19 protein-coding genes and 4 pseudogenes are annotated in these 18,877 nt (G+C 70.3%); 6 read left to right on the top strand and 17 right to left on the bottom strand.

Annotated features, from left to right (window positions below; genetic code table 11):
* Nucleotides 1-23: 23 nt before the first annotated feature.
* The 14 genes and pseudogenes from BGP03_RS09045 to BGP03_RS08990 form a co-directional block, all read right to left on the bottom strand.
* Nucleotides 24-962, bottom strand: a complete 939-nt coding sequence (locus BGP03_RS09045) for an LLM class flavin-dependent oxidoreductase (RefSeq protein WP_296368882.1) — start codon at nucleotides 960-962, stop codon at nucleotides 24-26.
* Nucleotides 959-2,509 (bottom strand): AMP-binding protein, encoded by a 1,551-nt coding sequence (locus BGP03_RS09040; RefSeq protein ID WP_296368884.1) that lies wholly within the window; start codon nucleotides 2,507-2,509, stop codon nucleotides 959-961. The genes BGP03_RS09045 and BGP03_RS09040 overlap by 4 nt, the downstream gene beginning before the upstream one ends.
* The gene (locus BGP03_RS09035; RefSeq protein ID WP_296368886.1) at nucleotides 2,506-4,152 is read right to left on the bottom strand and encodes an NAD(P)/FAD-dependent oxidoreductase; all 1,647 of its coding nucleotides are present in this window, start codon (nucleotides 4,150-4,152) and stop codon (nucleotides 2,506-2,508) included. Before BGP03_RS09035 ends, BGP03_RS09040 begins: the two co-directional genes overlap by 4 nt.
* A gap of 5 nt (nucleotides 4,153-4,157) precedes the next feature.
* Entirely contained in the window at nucleotides 4,158-4,886 is a 729-nt protein-coding gene (locus BGP03_RS09030; protein WP_296368888.1) for a hypothetical protein, read from the bottom strand.
* A gap of 36 nt (nucleotides 4,887-4,922) precedes the next feature.
* Nucleotides 4,923-5,960, bottom strand: a complete 1,038-nt coding sequence (locus tag BGP03_RS09025) for a Rieske 2Fe-2S domain-containing protein (RefSeq protein ID WP_296368890.1) — start codon at nucleotides 5,958-5,960, stop codon at nucleotides 4,923-4,925.
* A 724-nt stretch (nucleotides 5,961-6,684) separates the two neighbouring features.
* The gene (locus BGP03_RS35800) at nucleotides 6,685-6,795 is read right to left on the bottom strand and encodes a hypothetical protein (RefSeq protein WP_363093433.1); all 111 of its coding nucleotides are present in this window, start codon (nucleotides 6,793-6,795) and stop codon (nucleotides 6,685-6,687) included.
* Between the two features lie 121 nt (nucleotides 6,796-6,916).
* Nucleotides 6,917-7,168 (bottom strand): annotated as a pseudogene (locus BGP03_RS35795) (TetR/AcrR family transcriptional regulator); the annotation flags it as partial.
* A gap of 314 nt (nucleotides 7,169-7,482) precedes the next feature.
* Nucleotides 7,483-8,523, bottom strand: a pseudogene (locus BGP03_RS09015) (cobalamin-independent methionine synthase II family protein); the annotation flags it as partial.
* Between the two features lie 359 nt (nucleotides 8,524-8,882).
* Nucleotides 8,883-9,386, bottom strand: a complete 504-nt coding sequence (locus tag BGP03_RS09010; RefSeq protein ID WP_296368892.1) for a MarR family winged helix-turn-helix transcriptional regulator — start codon at nucleotides 9,384-9,386, stop codon at nucleotides 8,883-8,885.
* A 105-nt stretch (nucleotides 9,387-9,491) separates the two neighbouring features.
* The gene (locus BGP03_RS09005; RefSeq protein ID WP_296368896.1) at nucleotides 9,492-9,788 is read right to left on the bottom strand and encodes a hypothetical protein; all 297 of its coding nucleotides are present in this window, start codon (nucleotides 9,786-9,788) and stop codon (nucleotides 9,492-9,494) included.
* Complete coding sequence (locus tag BGP03_RS09000) at nucleotides 9,785-10,297, bottom strand: hypothetical protein (RefSeq protein WP_296368898.1); 513 nt, start codon at nucleotides 10,295-10,297, stop codon at nucleotides 9,785-9,787. The genes BGP03_RS09005 and BGP03_RS09000 overlap by 4 nt, the downstream gene beginning before the upstream one ends.
* Nucleotides 10,298-10,310: 13 nt before the next feature.
* Nucleotides 10,311-12,212, bottom strand: coding sequence for an MDR family MFS transporter (locus tag BGP03_RS08995; protein ID WP_296368900.1), 1,902 nt, complete (start codon nucleotides 12,210-12,212; stop codon nucleotides 10,311-10,313).
* A 301-nt stretch (nucleotides 12,213-12,513) separates the two neighbouring features.
* Nucleotides 12,514-12,660 (bottom strand): annotated as a pseudogene (locus BGP03_RS35790) (MarR family transcriptional regulator); the annotation flags it as partial.
* A 124-nt stretch (nucleotides 12,661-12,784) separates the two neighbouring features.
* A complete protein-coding gene (locus tag BGP03_RS08990; RefSeq protein WP_296368901.1) occupies nucleotides 12,785-13,123 on the bottom strand; it encodes a hypothetical protein in 339 nt (112 codons plus the stop codon).
* A gap of 223 nt (nucleotides 13,124-13,346) precedes the next feature.
* On the opposite strand from BGP03_RS08990, the gene BGP03_RS08985 reads away from it, so the two are divergent.
* The 4 genes and pseudogenes from BGP03_RS08985 to BGP03_RS08970 all read left to right on the top strand — a co-directional run bounded on the left by BGP03_RS08985 (nucleotide 13,347) and on the right by BGP03_RS08970 (nucleotide 14,995).
* Nucleotides 13,347-13,505 carry a WhiB family transcriptional regulator gene (locus BGP03_RS08985; protein ID WP_296368990.1) on the top strand — a complete coding sequence of 53 codons (159 nt, stop codon included), beginning with the start codon at nucleotides 13,347-13,349 and terminating at the stop codon, nucleotides 13,503-13,505.
* Between the two features lie 38 nt (nucleotides 13,506-13,543).
* A complete protein-coding gene (locus BGP03_RS08980) occupies nucleotides 13,544-13,678 on the top strand; it encodes a hypothetical protein (protein WP_296368903.1) in 135 nt (44 codons plus the stop codon).
* Between the two features lies 1 nt (nucleotide 13,679).
* Nucleotides 13,680-14,309, top strand: a pseudogene (locus BGP03_RS35785) (phosphatase PAP2 family protein); the annotation flags it as partial.
* A 401-nt stretch (nucleotides 14,310-14,710) separates the two neighbouring features.
* The gene (locus BGP03_RS08970; RefSeq protein ID WP_296369002.1) at nucleotides 14,711-14,995 is read left to right on the top strand and encodes a hypothetical protein; all 285 of its coding nucleotides are present in this window, start codon (nucleotides 14,711-14,713) and stop codon (nucleotides 14,993-14,995) included.
* A 48-nt stretch (nucleotides 14,996-15,043) separates the two neighbouring features.
* Here BGP03_RS08970 and BGP03_RS08965 read toward each other — a convergent pair whose 3' ends face one another.
* Nucleotides 15,044-16,234, bottom strand: a complete 1,191-nt coding sequence (locus BGP03_RS08965; protein WP_299736071.1) for a tyrosine-type recombinase/integrase — start codon at nucleotides 16,232-16,234, stop codon at nucleotides 15,044-15,046.
* 133 nt (nucleotides 16,235-16,367) lie between these two features.
* Entirely contained in the window at nucleotides 16,368-16,592 is a 225-nt protein-coding gene (locus BGP03_RS08960; protein ID WP_296368907.1) for a helix-turn-helix domain-containing protein, read from the bottom strand.
* A gap of 236 nt (nucleotides 16,593-16,828) precedes the next feature.
* Here BGP03_RS08960 and BGP03_RS08955 point away from each other — a divergent pair, with 236 nt between their 5' ends.
* The gene (locus BGP03_RS08955) at nucleotides 16,829-17,152 is read left to right on the top strand and encodes a DUF3024 domain-containing protein (protein WP_296368909.1); all 324 of its coding nucleotides are present in this window, start codon (nucleotides 16,829-16,831) and stop codon (nucleotides 17,150-17,152) included.
* A 29-nt stretch (nucleotides 17,153-17,181) separates the two neighbouring features.
* On the opposite strand, the gene BGP03_RS08950 is transcribed toward BGP03_RS08955, so the two are convergent.
* Nucleotides 17,182-18,213: a DNA methyltransferase gene (locus tag BGP03_RS08950; RefSeq protein ID WP_296368911.1), complete on the bottom strand. Its 1,032-nt coding sequence runs from the start codon at nucleotides 18,211-18,213 to the stop codon at nucleotides 17,182-17,184.
* A gap of 279 nt (nucleotides 18,214-18,492) precedes the next feature.
* On the opposite strand from BGP03_RS08950, the gene BGP03_RS08945 reads away from it, so the two are divergent.
* Nucleotides 18,493-18,834, top strand: coding sequence for a hypothetical protein (locus tag BGP03_RS08945; protein ID WP_298800754.1), 342 nt, complete (start codon nucleotides 18,493-18,495; stop codon nucleotides 18,832-18,834).
* Nucleotides 18,835-18,877 lie beyond the last annotated feature (43 nt).

The raw sequence follows: 18,877 nt of genomic DNA, 5'->3' as shown, positions 1-18,877 counted from the left end.
CAACCATAGGAGCATCCGCCCGGTCACACCGTTGCGGCGAGCCGGGCCCGCACGCCGGCGAGCCGCTCGTACTGGCCCAGGACGTCGACCGCGGTCGGCATCATCACGAACGCCTCGGCCCCGGCGTCGCGATACCGGGCCAGCGCGTCGGCCACGCGGTCCTCGCTGCCGATCACGCACCACCGCTCGATGGCCTCGACGGGCAGGCCGTACTGGCCGGCGACGAACCGCTCCAGCTCCCCGCGACCCGTCTCGGCATTGTCGGTGACGTGCACGAACACCAGCATGACGGTGGTGCACACCGGGCGGTGGAACTCCTGGGCGTGGGCCCGCAGATCCTCGACCGCCCGGCGCACCCGCTCGGGTTCCAGCCACACCGCGAACCAGCCCTCGGCGAGCCGAGCCGCGCGCCGCACCGCATGGGCCGAACGACCGCCGACCACCAGCGGAGGCCGCGAGGACGGCACGGGTTCCAGCTTCGGCGAGCGCACCGGGAGCAGCGGGCCCGGATGGTCCACGGCCTCGCCGCGCAGCAAGGCGTCGACGACGCCGATGGCCTCGTCGAGCCGGCGGCCCCGCTGTGCCACGGGGTAGCCGGCAGCCTCGAACTCGGCCGGGTTCTCCCCGCCGACACCGACGCCGACGATCAGGCGGTCGGGAGCGAGCGCCGCGACCGTCCCGAGCTGCTTGGCCGTCCACACCGGGTTGCGCATCGGCAGCAGCAGCACGCCAGTGCCCAGCACCAGCCGCTGGGTCACCGCGGCGACGGCGGCCAGCGCCCCGCACGGCTCCAGGACCGGCGGGTGGAAAGTCAAGTGGTCACCGACCCAGCCCGAGTCGAACCCGAGGTCCTCCGCCAGCCGCGCGGCCGCCAGCAGCGGTGGTGTGCCCAGCCGCAGCGGGTCGAAGTTCGGCAGCATCACGCCGAAACCGGACTCCCGCACTGTCAGGGGCGCGCTCACGCGGTTGCGACCTGGCCCAGCTCGCCGTCGTTGATCCGCTTGGTGAGCTCCCGCTTGAGGATCTTTCCGACCGGGTTGACCGGCAGCGCGTCGATCAGGTGATAGGTCTTGGGGATCTCGAATCCCGCGAGCCGGCCGCGGCAGAACGCGATGAGCTCCACCGCGTCGATGGTAGCGCCCTGCGCCGGCACGACACACGCGCACACCCGCTCGCCCCACTTTTCGTCGTGGGCACCGACGACGGCCACCTCGCGGACCGCCGGATGCTCGACCAGCACGCTCTCGACCCGTACGGCGTAGACGTTCTCGCCTCCGGTCTTGATCACTTCCTTGCCGCGGCCCTCGAAGTAGAAGTACCCGTCCGGGTCGCGGCGCAGCATGTCGCCGGTGTGGAACCATCCCCCGCGCCAGGCACGCGCGGTCTCCTCGGGGTCGGCGTAGTACTCGGGAATCACCGATGCGCCGCGCAGCAGCAGCTCACCAGGGGTATCGGGTGCGACATCACGATCCTCCTCGTCAACCAGGCGCCACTCGAGCCGGGCATCCAGCCGCCCGACCGACTGCCGGCGTTCAAAGACGTCCTTGCCGCGCAGCAGGCAGGTCGTGGTGTTCTCGGTCTGGGAGTACAGGTAGAACAGCTCGGTGTCCGGCAGGTACTTCGCCACCACGTCACGGTTGAAGAAGTTGCCGCCGGGGACGAACAGCTTCGTGATGCTCGACAGGTCGTAGTCGTCGATGCCGGCGTCGACGAGCCAGTTGAACAGCACCGGCGGCATCAGGAAGACGTAGCTGACCTTCTCCCGGTCGATGATCGAGAGGAACTCGGTGGGGTCGAACTTCGGGGTGACGATCGTGGACGCGCCCACGATCATGTGTGTCAGCGTCGTGACCAGGATGGACGCGTGATACGGCGGCATGGGGTGCAGGCAGACGTCCTGCGGCCGGAAGCCGATGTTCCACTGGAACGCGTAGTGGTTCTGCAGCACAGTCGAATGGGTATGCACCCCGAGCTTGGGCAGGCCGGTCGTGCCGCCGGTGGAGAACAGGATCACCGGGTCGTCGTCGCCGACCCCCGCCGGGAGCGGCACCCCCGCGCCCGACGCCACCATATCCTCGTAAGCCAGAACGCCGTCCGCCGCCGGCCGGGGCCCGATCTCCACGACCGTCGCGATCCCGGCCAGTAACCCGGCCGCACGCATCGCCGACACGCGATCACGATGGTCCGGCCCGACAACCAGCACCCGGGCACCGCACTTGGCGACCAGCGCGTCGATCTCGTCGTCGAGGCGGCGGGTGACCATCGGCGCCAGGACCGTGCCCGCCTTCGCACACGCGAAGAACAGCTCCGGCATCTCGACGCAGTTCTCCAGCACCGCGGCGACGGTGTCGCCCCTGCCGAGACCCAGCCCGGCGAAGCCGCCGGCCAGCCCTCTGGTCCGGTGCTCCAGCTCGGCATAGGTGAGCGAGCACTCGCCGACCGTGATCGCCTTCTTGGTCGGGAACTCCTGCGCGTGCGAGGTGATGAAACGCCCGAGGTTCATCGTCATGCCGGGGCTCCTTGCGGTCGGCGCCGCACCGGCGCGCTGGGGTTGAGCACGAAGCCGTCGTAACCGCGCGCCGCAGCGGCGTCGCACGCCTTGCGGTACGTCCCGACGCCCGCGACGTAGGGGTAGACGACGCGGGGTTTGCCGGGCACGTTGGCACCCGTCCACCAGGAGTCCACCGCGCCCAGCAGGGTGCGCGCCGCGACACGCGCGGCGTGCTCGACCCACCCGTCCTCGGCTTCGACCGTGGGCTCGATGAGGTCGTGACCGTTGCGACGCAGGTGCTCCAGGCAGTCGCCGATCCAGTCGACGTGCTGCTCGATGCAGGTGGGCATGTTGGAGAACACCGAGGGGCTGAGCGGACCGGTGATCGTGAACAGGTTCGGGAACCCGGCGGACATCAGCCCCAGGTGGTTCCGGGGTCCGTCGGACCACTTCTTCCGGAGCTCGACACCGTCCCTCCCGACGATGTTCATCGCCAGCAGCGATCCGGTCATGGCGTCGAATCCGGTGGCCAGCACGAGGACGTCGAGCGGGTACTCGGTGTCGCTCGTGCGCAGGCCGCCGGCGGTCACCTCCTCGACCGGGGTGCGATGCAGGTCGACCAGTGTCACGTCGTCGCGGTTGTACGTCTCGTAATAGCGGGTGTCCAGGGCCGGGCGGCGGGTGCCGAAGGGATGGTCGCGTGGCGTGAGCACCTCCGCCGTGGCTCCCTCGCGGACCACCTCACCGATACGGGCACGCACGAAGTCCGCAGCCACGTCGTTGGCGGTGCGGTCGGTCAGCACGTCGGCGAACCCGCCGAAGACGAATCGCATCCCGCCCTCGTCCCAGAGGCCGCGGTACAGCGCCTCCCTCTCCTCCGGCGACACCGACAGGGCCGAGCGCGGGTCGACGTCGAACGGGAAACCGCCCAGCGAGCGGCGGCAGCGCTCGCGGATCGCGTCGTAGTTCGCCTTCACGTCGGCGCTCTGCACAGGGTCGGACGGCGCATTGCGCGCAGGGACGCTGTAGTTGGGGGTGCGCTGAAAGACGGTCAGGTGCTCGGCCTGCTCGGCGAGCAGCGGGATCGACTGCACTCCCGACGAGCCGGTGCCGAGTACCCCGACACGGCAGCTGGTGACCTCGACCGGCTCGTGCGGCCATCGTCCGGTGTGCAGCACCGGCCCGCGGAAGTTTTCGACGCCGGGCAGTGCCGGAACGTTCGGTGTGGACAGGCAGCCGACCGCGGAGATCAGGAACCGGGCGCGGACCTGCACGCCGGTGTCGGTGCGCACCGACCAGCAGGACCCTCCCTCGTCGAACGTTGCCGCCACCACGCGGGTGTCGAACCGGATGTCACGCCGCAGGTCGAACCGGTCAGCGACGTGCTCGAGGTAGTGCAGGATCTCCGGTTGCGACGCGTAGCGCTCGCTCCACTCCCATTCCTGCTGCAGCTCCTCGGAGAAGGAGTAGGAGTAGTAGACGCTCTCGGAGTCGCAGCGGGCGCCCGGGTAGCGGTTCCAGTACCACGTGCCGCCCACCCCGGACCCCGCCTCGTAGCCGCGTGCGCTGAGACCGAGCTCGCGCAGCTTGTACAGCATGTAGAGGCCCGCGAAGCCGGCCCCGACGACGACCGCGTCAACGCCGTCGTCCGCCCCGCGCACCGCGCTCACCGCTGCCCCGCGCCGAGGACGGGGAACCGGGGTGCGACGAAGGACGTGCGGCCCGCCTTCCAGAACAACGTCTCGCCCAGGTGCTCCGCCACATCACGACGCGGCAGGTCGAGCGGGTCGGCGTCGGTCGGGCGCGACTCGAGGTGCTCGGTCAGCTGCAGCCAGTACGTGGCCGGGCCGAGCCTGGTCACCTCGTGCGCCGGCGCCGATGCCACGACGTCTCCGCCGATCAGGTCGACGTACGCGGGCCCCAGCACCGTCCCCCACCACATCTCCGGGAGCCACGCCCGCAGGTTCTGCGGTGTCAGGTAGACGAAGCCCGGTGGCTCACCGTCCGGGCCGTCCGCGCCGGGCAGGACGTCGACATAGCCGAAGTCGGCCCCGAAGGTGGACGACACCTCCCGTACGAATCCGGCGAGACCGTCCGGGCCCGCTGCCGCGGCGTCGCACTCGAGCGTGATCGTGGCGTGCGTGTCGGTGGGATAGAACATCGGATGCACTCCTCCGCGGACCCGCCCGGGAGCGCGGGACTCCCAGAAGATCTCTCCGCCGGGGCTGCCGTGCACGGAGCGCACTGCCCGGGCCGAGCCGCCCCCGTCCCCCGGGCTCCGCAGCCCGGGAATCGCCCCGGGAACGTGCCGAGCAAGTATCGAGAACAGCCGGGCGAGCGCGTCGGCCCCGATGAGCGGGTCCCGGGTGAAGACCTGAGCGATGTGTGTTGTCATCCGGATGTCAGTGATGACATCCGGACGCTGTGGCGGTCATGCCTCCCCCGTGACGGCGGAGACCGCGGGCGTCGTCGCTGCCTCGGGATAAAACTGGTCCGACCAACGCCGGTAGGCCAGATAGGGCTTGGCCTCCTCGGGAGGCAGCGGGGGTCGCGCGATGTAGGTCATGTGCTCCCACACGACGAGGTCCCGATCCACCTGACGACGCAGGTGCTCGATCCGTTTGGCCGCCCGTTCGGTGGGCACCTCGGCATTCGGCTCGTGCCTGGGGACGAAGTTCGTCATCCGCAGGTCGGAGAGGGTGTCGTCGATGGGCGTGACCGACTGAATCTGGACGGTGTCGTCGATGCCCTCGAAGCGGAACAGAGCGATGCCGATCCCCCATCCCTGGATGTCGAGGTGTCCGACCTTCCCCCCGGCGGGAGTCAGCCACGTGTCGCCCTTGCCCCGGCCCCAGACCATCCGCTGCCGGGAGTGCCACAGCGGCCCCTCCCCGGAGAACTCGACGATCTCCGGCACGTCCGTCGCCTCGTGGACGTACTTCTGGTGCGCCGGATCGGCCAGGTTCTCGCCGAGGAACTGCGGCGCCACGGGACGGTTGAGCCACTCGCCGGTGCAGTGCGGGTGTACGGGATAGAACGTGTCGGCGTCGTACCCGGGGATCGTGGGTAGCTCCCACGTCGGCTCGCCGCCTGCGGCGTCGTACCAGAGCATGACCAGACCATTGACCTCGTGGACCGGCCACACGGTGACGCGCTGGCCCCGGTTGGGCTTGGTGCTGTAGGGGATCTCGGCGTTGCGCCCGTCGGCGCTCCACTGCCAGCCGTGGAACGGGCAGACGAGGTTGTCGCCGCACACCGAGCCGCCGTAGCCCATGTGCGCCCCGAGGTGGGGGCAATACGCATCCATGATCGACAACGCGCCTGACTCTCCGCGGAAAGCGACGAGATCACGGCCGAAGTACCGCAGCGGGACGACCTTGCCGACCTCGAACTCCGCCGACCAGCCCACATGGAACCAGCCCGTGGGGTGGTTCCGGTACGGGAAGCCGCGGCTCGACGCACTCCGCATAGGCGGTGACGCAGTGTTGACCACCCGAGAACCTCCATCGAACACAACGGGCCTACATCTGCAGCACCCTAGTTATTGCAACGATACTCACGATGTCGAGGATCATTCGAACATCGGAGGCCCGTACTGTCAAGGCAGAGCGACCCTCGAACAGACTCTCGGAGGCACTCGGAGCGCACGGACAGCCGTGCTGCCTGGGCGCCGGAAATCCGGGCGTCGACGGAGTCGCACCGTGTCGGGGCGCCCGACGCCAGCTTCCGGACCCTTCTGCCGAGTACCTCTACAGAGGTCACAGCGCGCCCACCGAGCGATGGGACCCTCAAGCGCAACATCGATCAATGAGGGAGCGGAGGAGGAGCTCGACCGTGTCGTCGGCATACGCGTCAACGTTTCGGCCAGCCGGGACCGCAGTTCGAGCGCGGTGGCGACGGTGCGGACCATCGCAGCACCGACGAGACAGTCTGAATCCCGCATCCGGGCCTGTCACAGGCACCGGGCCAGACCGTGTCGCCGCGAGTCAGTTTGCGTCAGGTCCAGGCGCTACACCTCCTTGGATTGTCGTCGCCTCGCGCATCGTGGAGATCGCGCAAATGCGTGGTACAGCCGACCTCGACTGCCCGCGAGAACATCTCCAGGAACAGCAATTCCCCGGCCGCCAGCGGCCTCATGACTTCGTTTCCGTCTTGGAGGTAGCGGAACTGATCGGCGGCGAACGGGTGCATCGTCACGCCTCGGGCGGGTCCAACCGTCCGGTGAGGTAGCGCTGCAGGTTCGGCGCGACGGCGGCGACGACGGTGGTGTGGTCGGCGGAGGCGAGCGGTTCGAGGCGGAGCACGTAGCGCACCATGCCCAGCCCGATGACCTGGGTGTCGGCCAGCGCGGCCGGAGCTCGGGCTGGTCGGGGCCACCGAGCTGACCACGCGGCCCAGGATCACCCGGCTGATGAATTCGCGCATCATCGCTGCGGCGGTCTCGTGTCCGGCGATGCTGCGGATCAGCGCCACCATCGCGCCGCCGCCGGTGGTGTCCCAGACGGTCAGGAAGGTGTGGATGAGGCGGGCGGCGAGCTGGTCGGCGTCACCGTCCAGCAGCCGCGGGAGGATCTGGTCGGGGTCGAGCGGGATCCGCAGGGCGGCCAGGAACAGCGCGTCTTTGCCGCCCAACCAGTGGTTGACCATCGCGGCGTCGACGCCGGCCTGCTCGGCGATGGCGCGGACCGTGGCCCCGTCATAGTCGCGTTCAGGTGAACACCCGACGGGCCGCGGTGACCAGCGCCGCGCGGGTGTCTGCCGCGCTGGCTGGTCGTCGGCCCCGGGGACGGGCGGAGCGTGGTGTGCTCACGCTGTCGATCTGTGCAACGCCGGGCGCCGCGGGCCGATGACACGGCAGCTGCCACCGGTTCGTTCGCGGAATCTGGTGTCCACCACAGTTGCCGGGAGGCGAGTTCGGCGCCCTGGGCCATGCTCGCCAGTTTGGCCCAGGTGACCTTCGGGTCGATCTTGAGGTAGGTGGCGAAGGTGGCGAATCCGCAGTCGCTGGAGGCCAGGACGCGTTCCCGGCCGACGACCGTGGCGTAGCGGATGATCCGCTCGGCGACCAGTTCGGGGTGCTCGATGTAGTTGGTGGTCGAGTCGATCACCCCGGGCAGGATGATTTTGTCGTCGGGGAGGGGGATGTCTTCGAAGACGCGCCATTCGTGTTCGTGGCGGGGGTTGGCCCCTTCGAAGGAGATGGCCGAGGCGCGGGCAGTGAGCACGATGTCGAGGATGTCGCGCAGGGGCACGTCGAGGTGGTGGGGGCCTTCGTAGTTGCCCCAGCACAGGTGCAGCCGCACCCGGTCGGGTGGGATGTCGCGCAGGGCGTGGTTGAGCGCCTCGATGTTCTGGGCGATGCGGCGGCGGAAGGCGTCGAGGCCCGGGTCCTCGCCCTCGTACATCTGACGGGACATGCCCAGGTCGGGGCAGTCGACCTGCAGCACCAGCCCGGCCGCGTGGATGGCGTCGTACTCGGTCTTCATCGCCTCGGCCAGCGCGGCAAGGTAGGCCTCGTGGGTGGGGTAGTGCCGGTTGGCCAGGAACACCGCGATGACGCCGGGGGAGGCCGCGGTCAGGAACACCTCCTGGGCGCCGGCGCCCGCGGCGCCCGCGGTGGCCGCGGTGATGTTGGCGATGTCCTGCTCGACGGCGACGGTGCTCGGGTAGGTGACGTCGCCGGTGCAGGAGGGCATCGTCATGTCCGCCATCGCCTCGCCCAGGATCCGACCGGCGAGTTCGGGGAACTCGTCGAAGTCGTGGATCGGGATGGCCTCGGTCTGACCGTCGAAGCCGGTCAGCCGTTCCTTGACGTAGGTGGAGTAGCCGATCTTCCCCAGCTCGCCGTCGTTGATGACGTCGACGCGGGCCGCGAGCTGGTCGCCGATGACGCCGGCGACCGCGTCGCGCACCTGCTCCGGTTCGGGGACGGGCCCGCCGCGTTCATGATCGGCTAGTGCCTGCCGCAGCGGCTCGGGACGGGGCAGGCTCCCGGTGTGGGTGGTCAGTATCCGCTCGTCGCTACGCAACATGGCTGCGGTTCCTTCCCTGCAGGTCGAGTGCCCTTTCATCAAGGCTCGTCGTGCGGTGTGCTGGTGCCGAGGAAGCGCTCGAGGTCGACGACTCCCCGGGTGGCCTCCGCCCACATGGCCTTGGCGGCCTCGATCTGATGACGCTGGACTGCGGCTCGCTCCCGGGCCTGTGACGAAGGGGCGTCACCGCGCCCAGCGGGCCACCCCAGATGAGTCGGCCTGCCCGCAAAGCGATCAGGCCGCGTGGCCCGGGTAGTCCGTCACCGGGTCACCTCCACGGTGCCCGCCATCAGGGCTTGGACGGTACTCCTCAATCCATAGCAGGAAAAGGTGCAGGCCCCGGAGAGGAGCTACTGAACTCAGAGGAGGTGTTCGACGAGATCCGCGAGGTGGCGGAGCAGCGGCGCGGCGACCGCACGCTCGACATCGTCGAGCCGATTCCAGGTGGTGGTCAGGTGACCCGCCACGACCGATCGTTTCGCGGCGAGCAGTTGCTCGCCGCGTTCGGTCAGCGCCAGCACCCGCACCCGTCCGTCGGGGGTGCCGACGGTGCGCTGCACGAGCCCGTCGCGTTCGAGGGTGATGACGCCGCGGGTCACGGTCGGTTGGGTCAGCCCGGTGTGGTCGGCGACGGCGACGACTCCGTCGTTGCCGCGTGCTCGTACGGCGTCGAGGAGTACCAGCTGTGGGACGGTGATGTCGTCGAACAGCGGCTGCAGGCGGCCGCGGGTGCGCCGGGCGGCGGCCAGGAACACCAGTACCGCGTCGGCGAACTCTTCGGCCGCGGTCTCGGGTGACATCATCTGCGCGGCGCTGGCCACCCCGTTGAGCTGCACAGTGCTGGCGTGCTCGTCGTTTCGCACCGCGGCTCCTTTCCGTCCGGTTGCGCGACCACGCGCGAGCCGCTGCCAGGCCACCTGCCCCCGCTGAACAATAACGCTGACCGGCGCCCTCCAACGCCTCGATGATCAGGAGCCCGGTGTGACCGTCATAGCTGGAGCCTCGACGGGGGCAGCTCGTTCAGGTTCGGCCGCTGCGACCGCGCGAAGCCGGGCGCGCACCGCCAAAGTCAGCTCGATGATGAGGACGGCGAGGCTGACCACCAGCAGGACGGCCCCGACGATGAGATCGTTGCGGGTGCCGGTCACCCAGTCCTGGCCCTGTGGCTGGTAGCCGACGGTGAACGGCGCCACGACGAGCCACATCCCGACCGCGGCGAACAGCAGGGACACGATGGCGTGCACCCGGGGGGCGAACGGGATCATGACTGCTCCGTGGTGTGGGTCGGGATGGCCGACCGGTTGGTGGACAGGCCACCCCGGTCGTGTTCGGGGTTGTCGCGGTTGAGCGCGTCGACTAACGGCCGGAGCAGGTTGACGAGCTCGTCGGCCGGGCCGCCGGCCACGCCCGTGGGGGTTGCCGAGTCGGTGCCGCGCAGGGAGTCCGGGTCGGGGTAGGGGCTGCGCCGCGGCGGGAGGCCCCCGGCGGCGCGGAGCCTGCTGGTCAGGTCGGCGAGCAGGGCGATGCTGGCCAGGAGGGCGAGGATGGCCAGGCCGAGGCCGGTGAAGAAGTCGGTGGTGGTGGCGTTGGTCCAGCCCGTGCCCTCGGGCTGGTATCCCAGGGCGAACGGGGCCAGCATCAACCAGCCTCCGGCCAGCAAGGCGACGATCCCACCGGCCAGCCCGACGGTCGCGGCCCCGAGCGACCCGCGCCCGGCGTCACCGCCAGGCGTGGCCCGGGCGTGGCCGGTGTGGTGCGGTGCGGCTCGCCCCACGGGCGACAGATCATTACCGAGCCGATCCGACATGCTGGTCCTCTCGATCATCGTGGGTGGCGGGGAGCTCCGCGGTGGCGCCCGGTGTCGGGGTGGACCCGGTGACGCCGGCGAGCGCGGCGGCCAGCGCGCGGCGCGCCACGGGTCGCAGGACTTGCCGGGCGGCGGTTTGTGCGCGTTCGTGCTCGCTGCCCCCGCTGGGCGGCGCGAGTCGGGCGGCGGCGGCGGTCAGGTGAGGGTTCGCCCCGTCGGTGCGTTGTAGGTGATCGGCGAGCCATGCGAGCGCGACCGCCGCGACGAGCAGGGTATGCGTCGGCGCGGGGTCGGTGCCCGGGCGGAGCGCGGACGCGCCGGGCCCGCGCAGCGGGACCTCGCGCAGGAACAGGACCACGAGGAAGCCGAACACCGCGAACGGGACCGCGGCCAGGAACGCGGTCTGCAACGCGTCGGCGAAGCCGGTGATCACCGCGGTGTGGATCGGCTCGGGGAGGTTCATGATCTGCGCCGGGGTACCCAGCGACGGACCGCCGACCGGGAGACCGGCGGTCGGCACGCCGGCCTCGGCGAGCCGGTTGGGGATGGTGTCGCGCAGCCGGTGGGTCAGCAGCGCCCCGAACACGGCCACCCCGACCGCGCCGCCCAGGGAACGGAAGAACGTCGCCCCCGAAGTGGCCACACCGAGGTCTTTCCGGTCGACCGCGTTCTGGGTGGCCAGCACCAGGACCTGCATCACCAGGCCGATACCCACGCCGGTGATGAACATGAACAGCCCGGCCATCGCCAGGGGGGTGTCGACCTGCAGCCGGCTCATCAGGGTCAGCCCGACGGCCGCGACGAGCAGCCCCACCACCGGGAAGATCTTGTATCGGCCGGTGCGGGTGATCGCCCGCCCGGACCCGATCGACGCGATGAGCAACCCAACGACCAACGGCAGGGTCAGCAGCCCGGATGCGGTCGGGGTCTCGCCCTTGACGATCTGCAGGTACTGGGGCAGGAAGATGATCGCGCCGAACATGGCGATGCCGACGACGAACCCGGCCAGGCTGGTGATCACGAAGCTGTGGTTGCCGAACAGATGGGGGGGCATGATGGGTTCCCGGGCGCGGCGTTCCTGCCACACCGCGGCGCCCAGCATCACCACCGCGACCGCGAACAGCCCGTAGGTCCAGCCGGAGTTCCAGTCGAACTCCTTGCCGGCCAGGCTCAGCACCAGCAGCAGGCTGCTCACCGCGGCGACGATGAAGAACGCCCCCAGCCAGTCGATCGCGTGCAGGCGGCGCGGGAAGGGCAGCTTCAACACCCGCTCGGTGACCAGCAGCGCGACAAGACCGATCGGGATCCCGACCCAGAACGTCCAGCGCCACGACAGGTGCTCGACCAGGAACCCGCCCAACAACGGCCCGGCCACGGTGGCGACGCCGAACACGGCACCGATGTAGCCTTGGTACCGGCCCCGTTCCCGGGGGCTGACCACGTCACCGATGATCGCCTGAGCCAGCGCCATCAGCCCGCCAATGCCCAGCCCTTGCACCGCCCGGAACCCGACGAGCTGGATCATGTCCTGAGCAAATCCGCAGGCCAGCGACGCGACCAGGAAGATCCCGATCGCCGACTGGAACATGATCTTGCGGCCGTAGAGGTCGGACAGCTTGCCCCAGATGGGGGTCGAGGCGGTCGATGCCAGCAAGGTCGCCGACACCACCCAGGCCAGCTGGTCCTGCCCACCCAGCTCTCCCACGATCGTGGGCAGCGCGGTCGCGACGATCGTCTGCGACAACGCCGCGACCAGCATGCCCAGCATCAGCCCGACCAGCACCACCATGATCTGGCGGTGGGTCAACACCGGCATCCCCTGCGCCGCAGCCGGGCGGGCGGAGGCTGGGCGGGTCGCTACAGTGGGCGGTGAGGAACTCATCAGGTGTCACTCCGTTCGGGGTGGTCGGCGGGCCGAAGCTGCGGTGCCGTGCTGGCGGGGGCGGGCGGCCGATCCCGTGGTCATGGCAACGGGCTCGATACCGGGGAGGAAGCGCTCGAGAAGATCGGCGAACAACACCTGATCGCGAACCGGGCATGAGGTCGGCAGTTCCCGTACCAGCCGGCGACGCAGCTCGCGGGTCGATTCCAGGGCATCGCGTCCGTGGACGGTCAGTTGTAGCCGGCAGGCCCGCCGTCGTGCGGATCGGGCACCCGGCCAGCACCTTCGCGTGTTCCAGAGCTGCGATCTGGCGGCTGATCGTGGAGGGATCCAGGTGGATCCGGTCCGCAACCGCCGTGGGCCGCAGCGGCCCCTCGTCGTAGAGGCACCCGAGAACGCAGTAGGCCGAGCGTTCCAGCAACCGTCCCCCGGCACTCGAGACGTACATGCACCCGCTGTGCCCGCCGGACCAGCTCGGTCAGCCCGCGCTCGATCCGAGCCAGTGGATCCACGCCCGGCGACGATTGCATGACTGCTACATATCGTGATAGATGCACTAGCCACACGTCTAGCTACGATGGCGATGTCGGCTCCGCTCGCGTCTCGGGCCGGGTGATCGCCCACCGACATCCGCGGCGATCCTCGCGTCGCCGACGGAGCGGTGCGGCGCTGTCCCGTCGCAGCTCGCACGCGTCGCTGAGAAATGCTTCGGTCTGGGCGATGCCACGCGTCGTCTCCTTGATGACGATGAACTCAGCGAGCTTGTGGCGCCGCCACGTCGGCGGACACGCCTTGACAGATTGGGCGGCAATGGCGGGCTGGCCGCACATTGCGGCCCCGTAGTCGGCGCATCCGGCCAGCACCAGCCATGCTCCGTAGCGGAGGACGTTACCGGCGATCTCGGCCACCACCCACCCAAGAGCACGACCGATCCCGGGATACGTGTTACGCACCGGCCCCACCTCCACGCCGACCGGCCACACGGTGCCTGGCCGCGAAAGGGCGGGCGCTGATCACGCCGATGTGGCCAGCCGCCGCACCCGCGGGGAACGCTACGCCACTTTATATAGCAGGAACAGCCCTCTTGTCGTACGATCTGCACTATTCGGGCCGCCTGTGGCGGTCCGCTGAAAGCTGTTCTTCCCGGTCGGGGACGCCGGGCCGGCGCAGCGGCAGATCGCCGCGGCCAAGGCGGTGTGCCGCCGCTGCCCGGTGACCGAGGAGTACCTGGCCTGGGCGTTGCACGCGCGCTGTGGCCGGTCATCGGCGGCCTGGTCTGGTCGGTCGGAGTGACCCTGGCCGGGTACGGGCTCGGGTCGGTGGTGCCAAACGTGGACCGCTACCTGCTGCCGGTGATCGCCGCGGTCGTGATCGTCTCGCTGATCCCGCACGGGCTCGAGCTGCTGCACTCCCGGCGCCGCCCACCACGCCACACAGCGGCTTCGACTGACGGGCAGGCGCGCTGAGATGCCAGGGCTCGGCGACATCCTCGACGGCGCGGTCGAGGACACCCAGACGTTTCTGAACTGGGCCAACCGCGACGGGTTCGACGCGGTGACCGCCTTCGCCACCCGGACCGGCTGGCTCCACCCGGTGATGGCGGGCTACGCCACCTACGGCGTCGTCGGGTTCGCGGCGTTGCTGCTGGCCGGGTGGTGGCTGGCCCGCCGCGCGACCAACGCACCGGCCTCGACCGCTCCGTCCTCATCTGCGCCGTCCCCCGTCCCGTCCGCTTCGTCGGCTGCCGGTCGGCCGGCGCGGAAGATTGCGACGGCACTGTGGGCCCCGGTGGGGATGCTGATCGCGCTCCGGCTCAACCAGATCGTGGTGGCCTCGGTGCACGAGCTGCGGCCCTACATCGTGCTGCCCGCAGCGGAGGTGCTCGTCGCCCGCCGCGCCGACTACGCCTTCCCGTCCGACCATGCGGTGATGGCCGGCGCCGTCGCGGCCGGGGTGTGGCTGGCTTCCCGACCCCTCGGGTACCTCGCCGCCGCGGCGGAGCTGCTGATGGCGTCCGCCCGGGTGTATGTCGGCGCGCACTGGCCCGGGGATGTGCTGGTCGGGCTGGTCTTCGGCGCCGCGGTCACGATTCTCGGCTACCTGCTGTGGCGCACGCCGCTGACCTCGGCGGTGTTCAGGCTGGCCCGCTCCAGGCTGCGGCCCCTGCTGACCGCGCACGCCACCGCGCTGGAGAACCTCGAGGCCGAACCCGACCGGACCGAGGGGGCCCAGCTCGTTGCGGATTCGTCCGGGGACGGCAGCGACTTGCCGTGGGTTCCTCGCCGCACCAATCGGGGACAATGTCGAGTTCGCCATCGGGCACTCCGGCGTCAGCGCTGGTACCTGCGATTCGGCCGCTACGTGTTCCTCACCGAGGACCGGCTGAACAAGGCCGAGGGCTTCTTCACCCGCCACGGTGGGAAGCTCGTCACGATCGCCCGGTTCGTCGAAGGGCTGCGCCAGGCCAACGGTATCGTCGCCGGGCTTGCCGGAATGCCGTGGCGGTCCTGGTGTTCAACGCGCTCGGCGCGCCGATCTGGGTCGGGACCTGGAGCGCGGTCGGGTACCTCGCCGGCAACCCGGCAACCATCTCGACGCTCATCTACGCCCAGGTCAGACGCTACGAGCTCTACTTGCTCATCGCGCTCGCCGTCGTCGCGCTCGCCGTCGAACGCGCCGACCGCGACGCCGAGACGGCCGTCCCCAACCTGTTCCAGGCGCCTACCCAGAACCAGGACCGCACCGTGGTCCAGGGCCGCCGACCCGGCCTGGGACGGTCCTGATCGGTCACCCGCAAGTGCCCGAGGCGAACGCCTCATCGCACGCCCAGCTCATGATGGATTCGGTCGGGGTTCGCGCCAGTCGGGGGCCTCGGGGCTGTCGGCGACGGCCTTGGACCAGCGCTCGGCGAGTCCCTCGAGGAGTCGGCTTTCGACTTCGGCGGCGACGTGGGAGTAGGTCTGCTGGATTTTGTCGTCGAGGATGTGCCCGAGCCTGCGGGCTTGGGCGATCTCGGGCACGTTGTCGGCGATCATCCACGTCTTGTGGCTGTGGCGCAGCCCGTGAAACGTCAGCCCGGTCTTTGCCGGCGAGAGCCGTACGTGCGGACGGGTTTGGGTCAGGTTGCCGTCGGCCGCGGGACGCATCGCGCGGCGCCCGAAGTTGCTGCGCCGGTGCCACTCCCCCTCCGGCGAGACGAACACGTGCGGGTGGTTGTGGCCCTCGAGGTGGGCGCGCAGCAGCTCGACCAGGAAGTTGGGCAGGGTGATGGTGCGGGCGGACTCGGCGGTCTTGGGCGGGCCTAGCTCGAGGCCACGGCTGGACTCGTGCAGCGTCCCGACGTCAGGGTCGATGACGATCAGTCCGTCGTCGAGGTGGGTGTTGGCGCGGCGCAGGCCGACCAGCTCGCCCCAGCGGGCACCGGTCCACGCCGCAGTCACGATCAGTGTGGCCGCGGCTGGGCCACCGATGGGTAGGCGGGCGGCGTTGTCGGCTACAGCGAGCGCTTCTTGCGGGGTGGCCCAGATCCGTTCCACCCGTCGGGTGGCGCGGTGGCGGCCACGGCGCCGCGACCGGATCGGGTTGGCCACGATGAGCCGCTCCTCGACCGCGTCAGCCAACATCAACGACAGCAGTTTCGTCACCCCGGACACGGTCGACAGGGCGTAGCCGCTCGCCCGGAGTTGCTTGGTCCACGCTGCGGCCTTGATACCGGAAATGTCGGCGAGCCCTTCATCGCCCCAGCGGGGAAGGATGTGGCATCGCAGCATGCTGCGGTAGTAGTCCTCGGTGCGGATCGCGACATCGAGGGCGTCGAGCCAGTCCACGCTCCACTCTCGCAAGGTGGTCTTCCCCGCGGCCGGGTCGATCCACGTGCCGTGGCGTTGCTCGGACTCGAGTGTGTTGGCGTGCTGCCCGGCCGCGGTCTTACTGGTGAACCCGTTGACCGCGCCGATGGTGCCGTCCTCGCGGCGATAACGGACCCGCCAGCTGCGGTTACCGCTCTGCTCCACCCAGGCCATGTCGTGGTGTCCCATCCCTCATCACACGGCAAACCAGTCTTGGCGACCCCGCAAGCCCGAGACGCCAACGTCCATGGACGCTCCGATACGGCCAGAGCGGAACCCCTGCTCTGCCCAGCAGACGGGTGATCGGTCATCGTCGGCGGATCGGTCGGCGACGCAGCGGCGTCGTTGGTCCGGCCGGGCGCGCGCCCGCGGCGGCGATCGCTTCCACATCAGCGCGGGAGAACCGCAGATGCTTGCCCATGAAGGTGCACGGCACCCGGCGCTCGGTCACGCGGCGACGCAGCCACGACTCCCGCACTGCCAGCAACTCCGCTGCGTGGCCCGGGGTATAGAGCGGGAGAACCCCCGCCATGGGGACGCTAGGTCCCACAGCGGGCCGCACCGAGCAGCCCGGATCCGCCTCCGCCACATCGGTGCCCAGACGTGCGCCGGGCGCGGCCGCGGCGCTCACGGCCGGGCGGGATCGATCGGGTCCAGTCATCGCCTGCACCCGATACCCACCCAGCGTTCCTCGGCCGGCGCACCGCCCGCCTCGAAACCGCCGGATGTCGGGGTTACGCGGCCCGCGGGTGTGTCAGGATCGGCTCCGTGGCCGTCCCGGAGATCCATGTGCAGCGCATCGCGGCGTACTGCGCGACCCGGGTGCCCGCGCAGGCGCGCGACCAGATTCGAGTCGAGCACACAGTCCGCGGCGCCACGGTGACGATCATCGAAACGCGCCCCCCCTGGGACGGGACCGACGCGGCGTGGACCCGGCGGCCGATTGCGCAGCTGCGCTACGACGGGCGCCGGTGGCGGCTGTGGTGGCCCGATCGCCGCACCCGCTGGCACCCCGTCGACGCCGCCCCGACGGTGTCGCCTGATCCGCTGATGAAGATCCTCGACGATCCCGGCTCCGCACCGTTCTGGTAGGCCGCCGGCGATTCGCCAGCCGCGGCGTCTCACGCGGCCGGGTTCGCGTCGCACGGGCTCGCCCCTGCTCGCCCGGTCCGAGCCGCCGCATCCGCCCGGCGCGCTCCCAACGCGGCCGGGTTGTCACCGGTACCGGCCGCGAACGCACCGGGCCTGTCCGTGCGGAACAGCAGGACGTCCTCGTGCGCGATGAGGTGCAGGGGCAGCCCGGCGTCGCGCTGTTTGCGGATGAAGTCGCGCTGGAAGAACGAGCCGCGGGCGACGAGGCCGTCGTCGGCGACGCGGCCGAGCAGGGCGACGCAGCGCTCCACGGGCACCAGTCCGGCGCGGGTGCCGCAGGCGAGGATCTGGGAGGGCAGGTCGATCAGTTCGGCGTGCTCCCGCCACGGCCGGACGGTGATTGCCACGTGCGCGCCGGGACGCAAGACTTCGGCGAGGGCGGTGAGGATCCGCTGGAAACCGGCCAGAAGGCGATGGTGACCGATGTTGGCGAGGTTTCCCCGGTCGAGCAGGTTGCCGTAGAGGTGGTGGTACTTCTGCACGCCGCCTCCAGGGATGACCGACACCTGCCCGTGGGTGGAGGGACCGTAGGGCGGGGAGGTGACCACGAGTGCGACGTTGCCCGTGTGGCGCGCGGGCAGCAGCGTGGCGAGTTGACGTGCGTCACCGTGCAGCACGCCGGAGTCGTCGAGCACGGCCGGGTCGATGCCGTGCTGGCGGGCGAGGGTGAGGTTGGCGCGGGCGACGTCGACCCAGTGCGGCTCGTACTCGACGCCGACGGCGCGCCGACGGAGGTGGACGGCCTCGACGAGGGTGGTGCCGATGCCACACATCGGGTCCAGGACGAGGTCCCCGGGGCGGGTGTAGTGGGCGATGGCGTGGGCTGCGACGGCGGGCAGCATCTTCGCCGGGTGCGCGGTCGACTCTGCGGTGTACCGCTCGCGGCGCTGGCTGGCGGGGGGCCGCTGCGCGGTGGTCCACACCGACAGCGGCAGGTCCTCGATGTCGGGAACAGCGGCGGACGGGCCAGCCGCGGGTTCGGGGTGAGCGGTGGCGGGCATGACGGTAGCTCCCGGGTCGGCGGGCGAGGGACGGCGAGCGGGCAAGCGGGTCACGGTTGCGGCGACCGGGCCGTGGCGGGGTGGGCGCCGCCGCCGTGTCCGACAACCCGCGAGTTGCATGACAGCGCGATGAGGGACGGAACGTTGCTTAGGCCCTGGACCTCGGTCTGCGACCTGCTTCGCGTTGTCCTGAGGTGTTGTGAGTACTCTTCAGGATTCATGAGGCTTGACTCCACTTGGTGAGTTGAGATCGGAAATACTGAAGACGGGAGACGTGGGTTGACGCTCGGCGTCGTACGAGATCTGCGTTCGGTCCGGGCACCGGTCGATGCGGAGGAGCTCGCGGCGTTCGAGACCGACGTGGTGGCCGAGTTTGTGATGGCACGCTCGGCGGCTGGGCTGGCCGACAGCACGATCCGTGGTGAGGTCGGTCAGCTCGACAAGGTCCGCGGCTGGTTCGGCCGCCCGGTGTGGGAGATGGACCCGTCCGACGCCGACCGCTACTTCGGCCAAGAGCTGCGCTCGGGGTCGAAGGCGACCCGGATGGCGCGGGCGCAGGCGGTCCGGGTCTTCTTCGCGTTCCTGCAGCTGCGCCATGCCGCGGAGATCCACGTGATGTGAGGTTCCCCCGGTAGCCCGGAGTGTCGGTTACCTGGCGGATGCC

This window comes from Pseudonocardia sp. 73-21 (assembly GCF_001899645.1).
Lineage (GTDB): Bacteria > Actinomycetota > Actinomycetes > Mycobacteriales > Pseudonocardiaceae > Pseudonocardia.
Note: the sequence above shows the minus strand (reverse complement) of the source record. Positions and strands in the feature narration are given on the sequence as shown.

Bases quoted from the DNA above. Each gene is read 5' to 3' on its own strand.
- BGP03_RS08960 (WP_296368907.1), bottom strand. From the start codon at position 16,592: ATGGCGGGGGTTCTCCCGCTCTATACCCCGGGCCACGCAGCGGAGTTG.
- BGP03_RS09040 (WP_296368884.1), bottom strand. From the start codon at position 2,509: ATGACGATGAACCTCGGGCGTTTCATCACCTCGCACGCGCAGGAGTTC.
- BGP03_RS08950 (WP_296368911.1), bottom strand. From the start codon at position 18,213: ATGCCCGCCACCGCTCACCCCGAACCCGCGGCTGGCCCGTCCGCCGCT.
- BGP03_RS09025 (WP_296368890.1), bottom strand. From the start codon at position 5,960: ATGCGGAGTGCGTCGAGCCGCGGCTTCCCGTACCGGAACCACCCCACG.
- BGP03_RS08995 (WP_296368900.1), bottom strand. From the start codon at position 12,212: ATGAGTTCCTCACCGCCCACTGTAGCGACCCGCCCAGCCTCCGCCCGC.
- BGP03_RS08965 (WP_299736071.1), bottom strand. From the start codon at position 16,234: ATGGCCTGGGTGGAGCAGAGCGGTAACCGCAGCTGGCGGGTCCGTTAT.
- BGP03_RS09005 (WP_296368896.1), bottom strand. From the start codon at position 9,788: ATGATCCCGTTCGCCCCCCGGGTGCACGCCATCGTGTCCCTGCTGTTC.
- BGP03_RS09030 (WP_296368888.1), bottom strand. From the start codon at position 4,886: ATGACAACACACATCGCTCAGGTCTTCACCCGGGACCCGCTCATCGGG.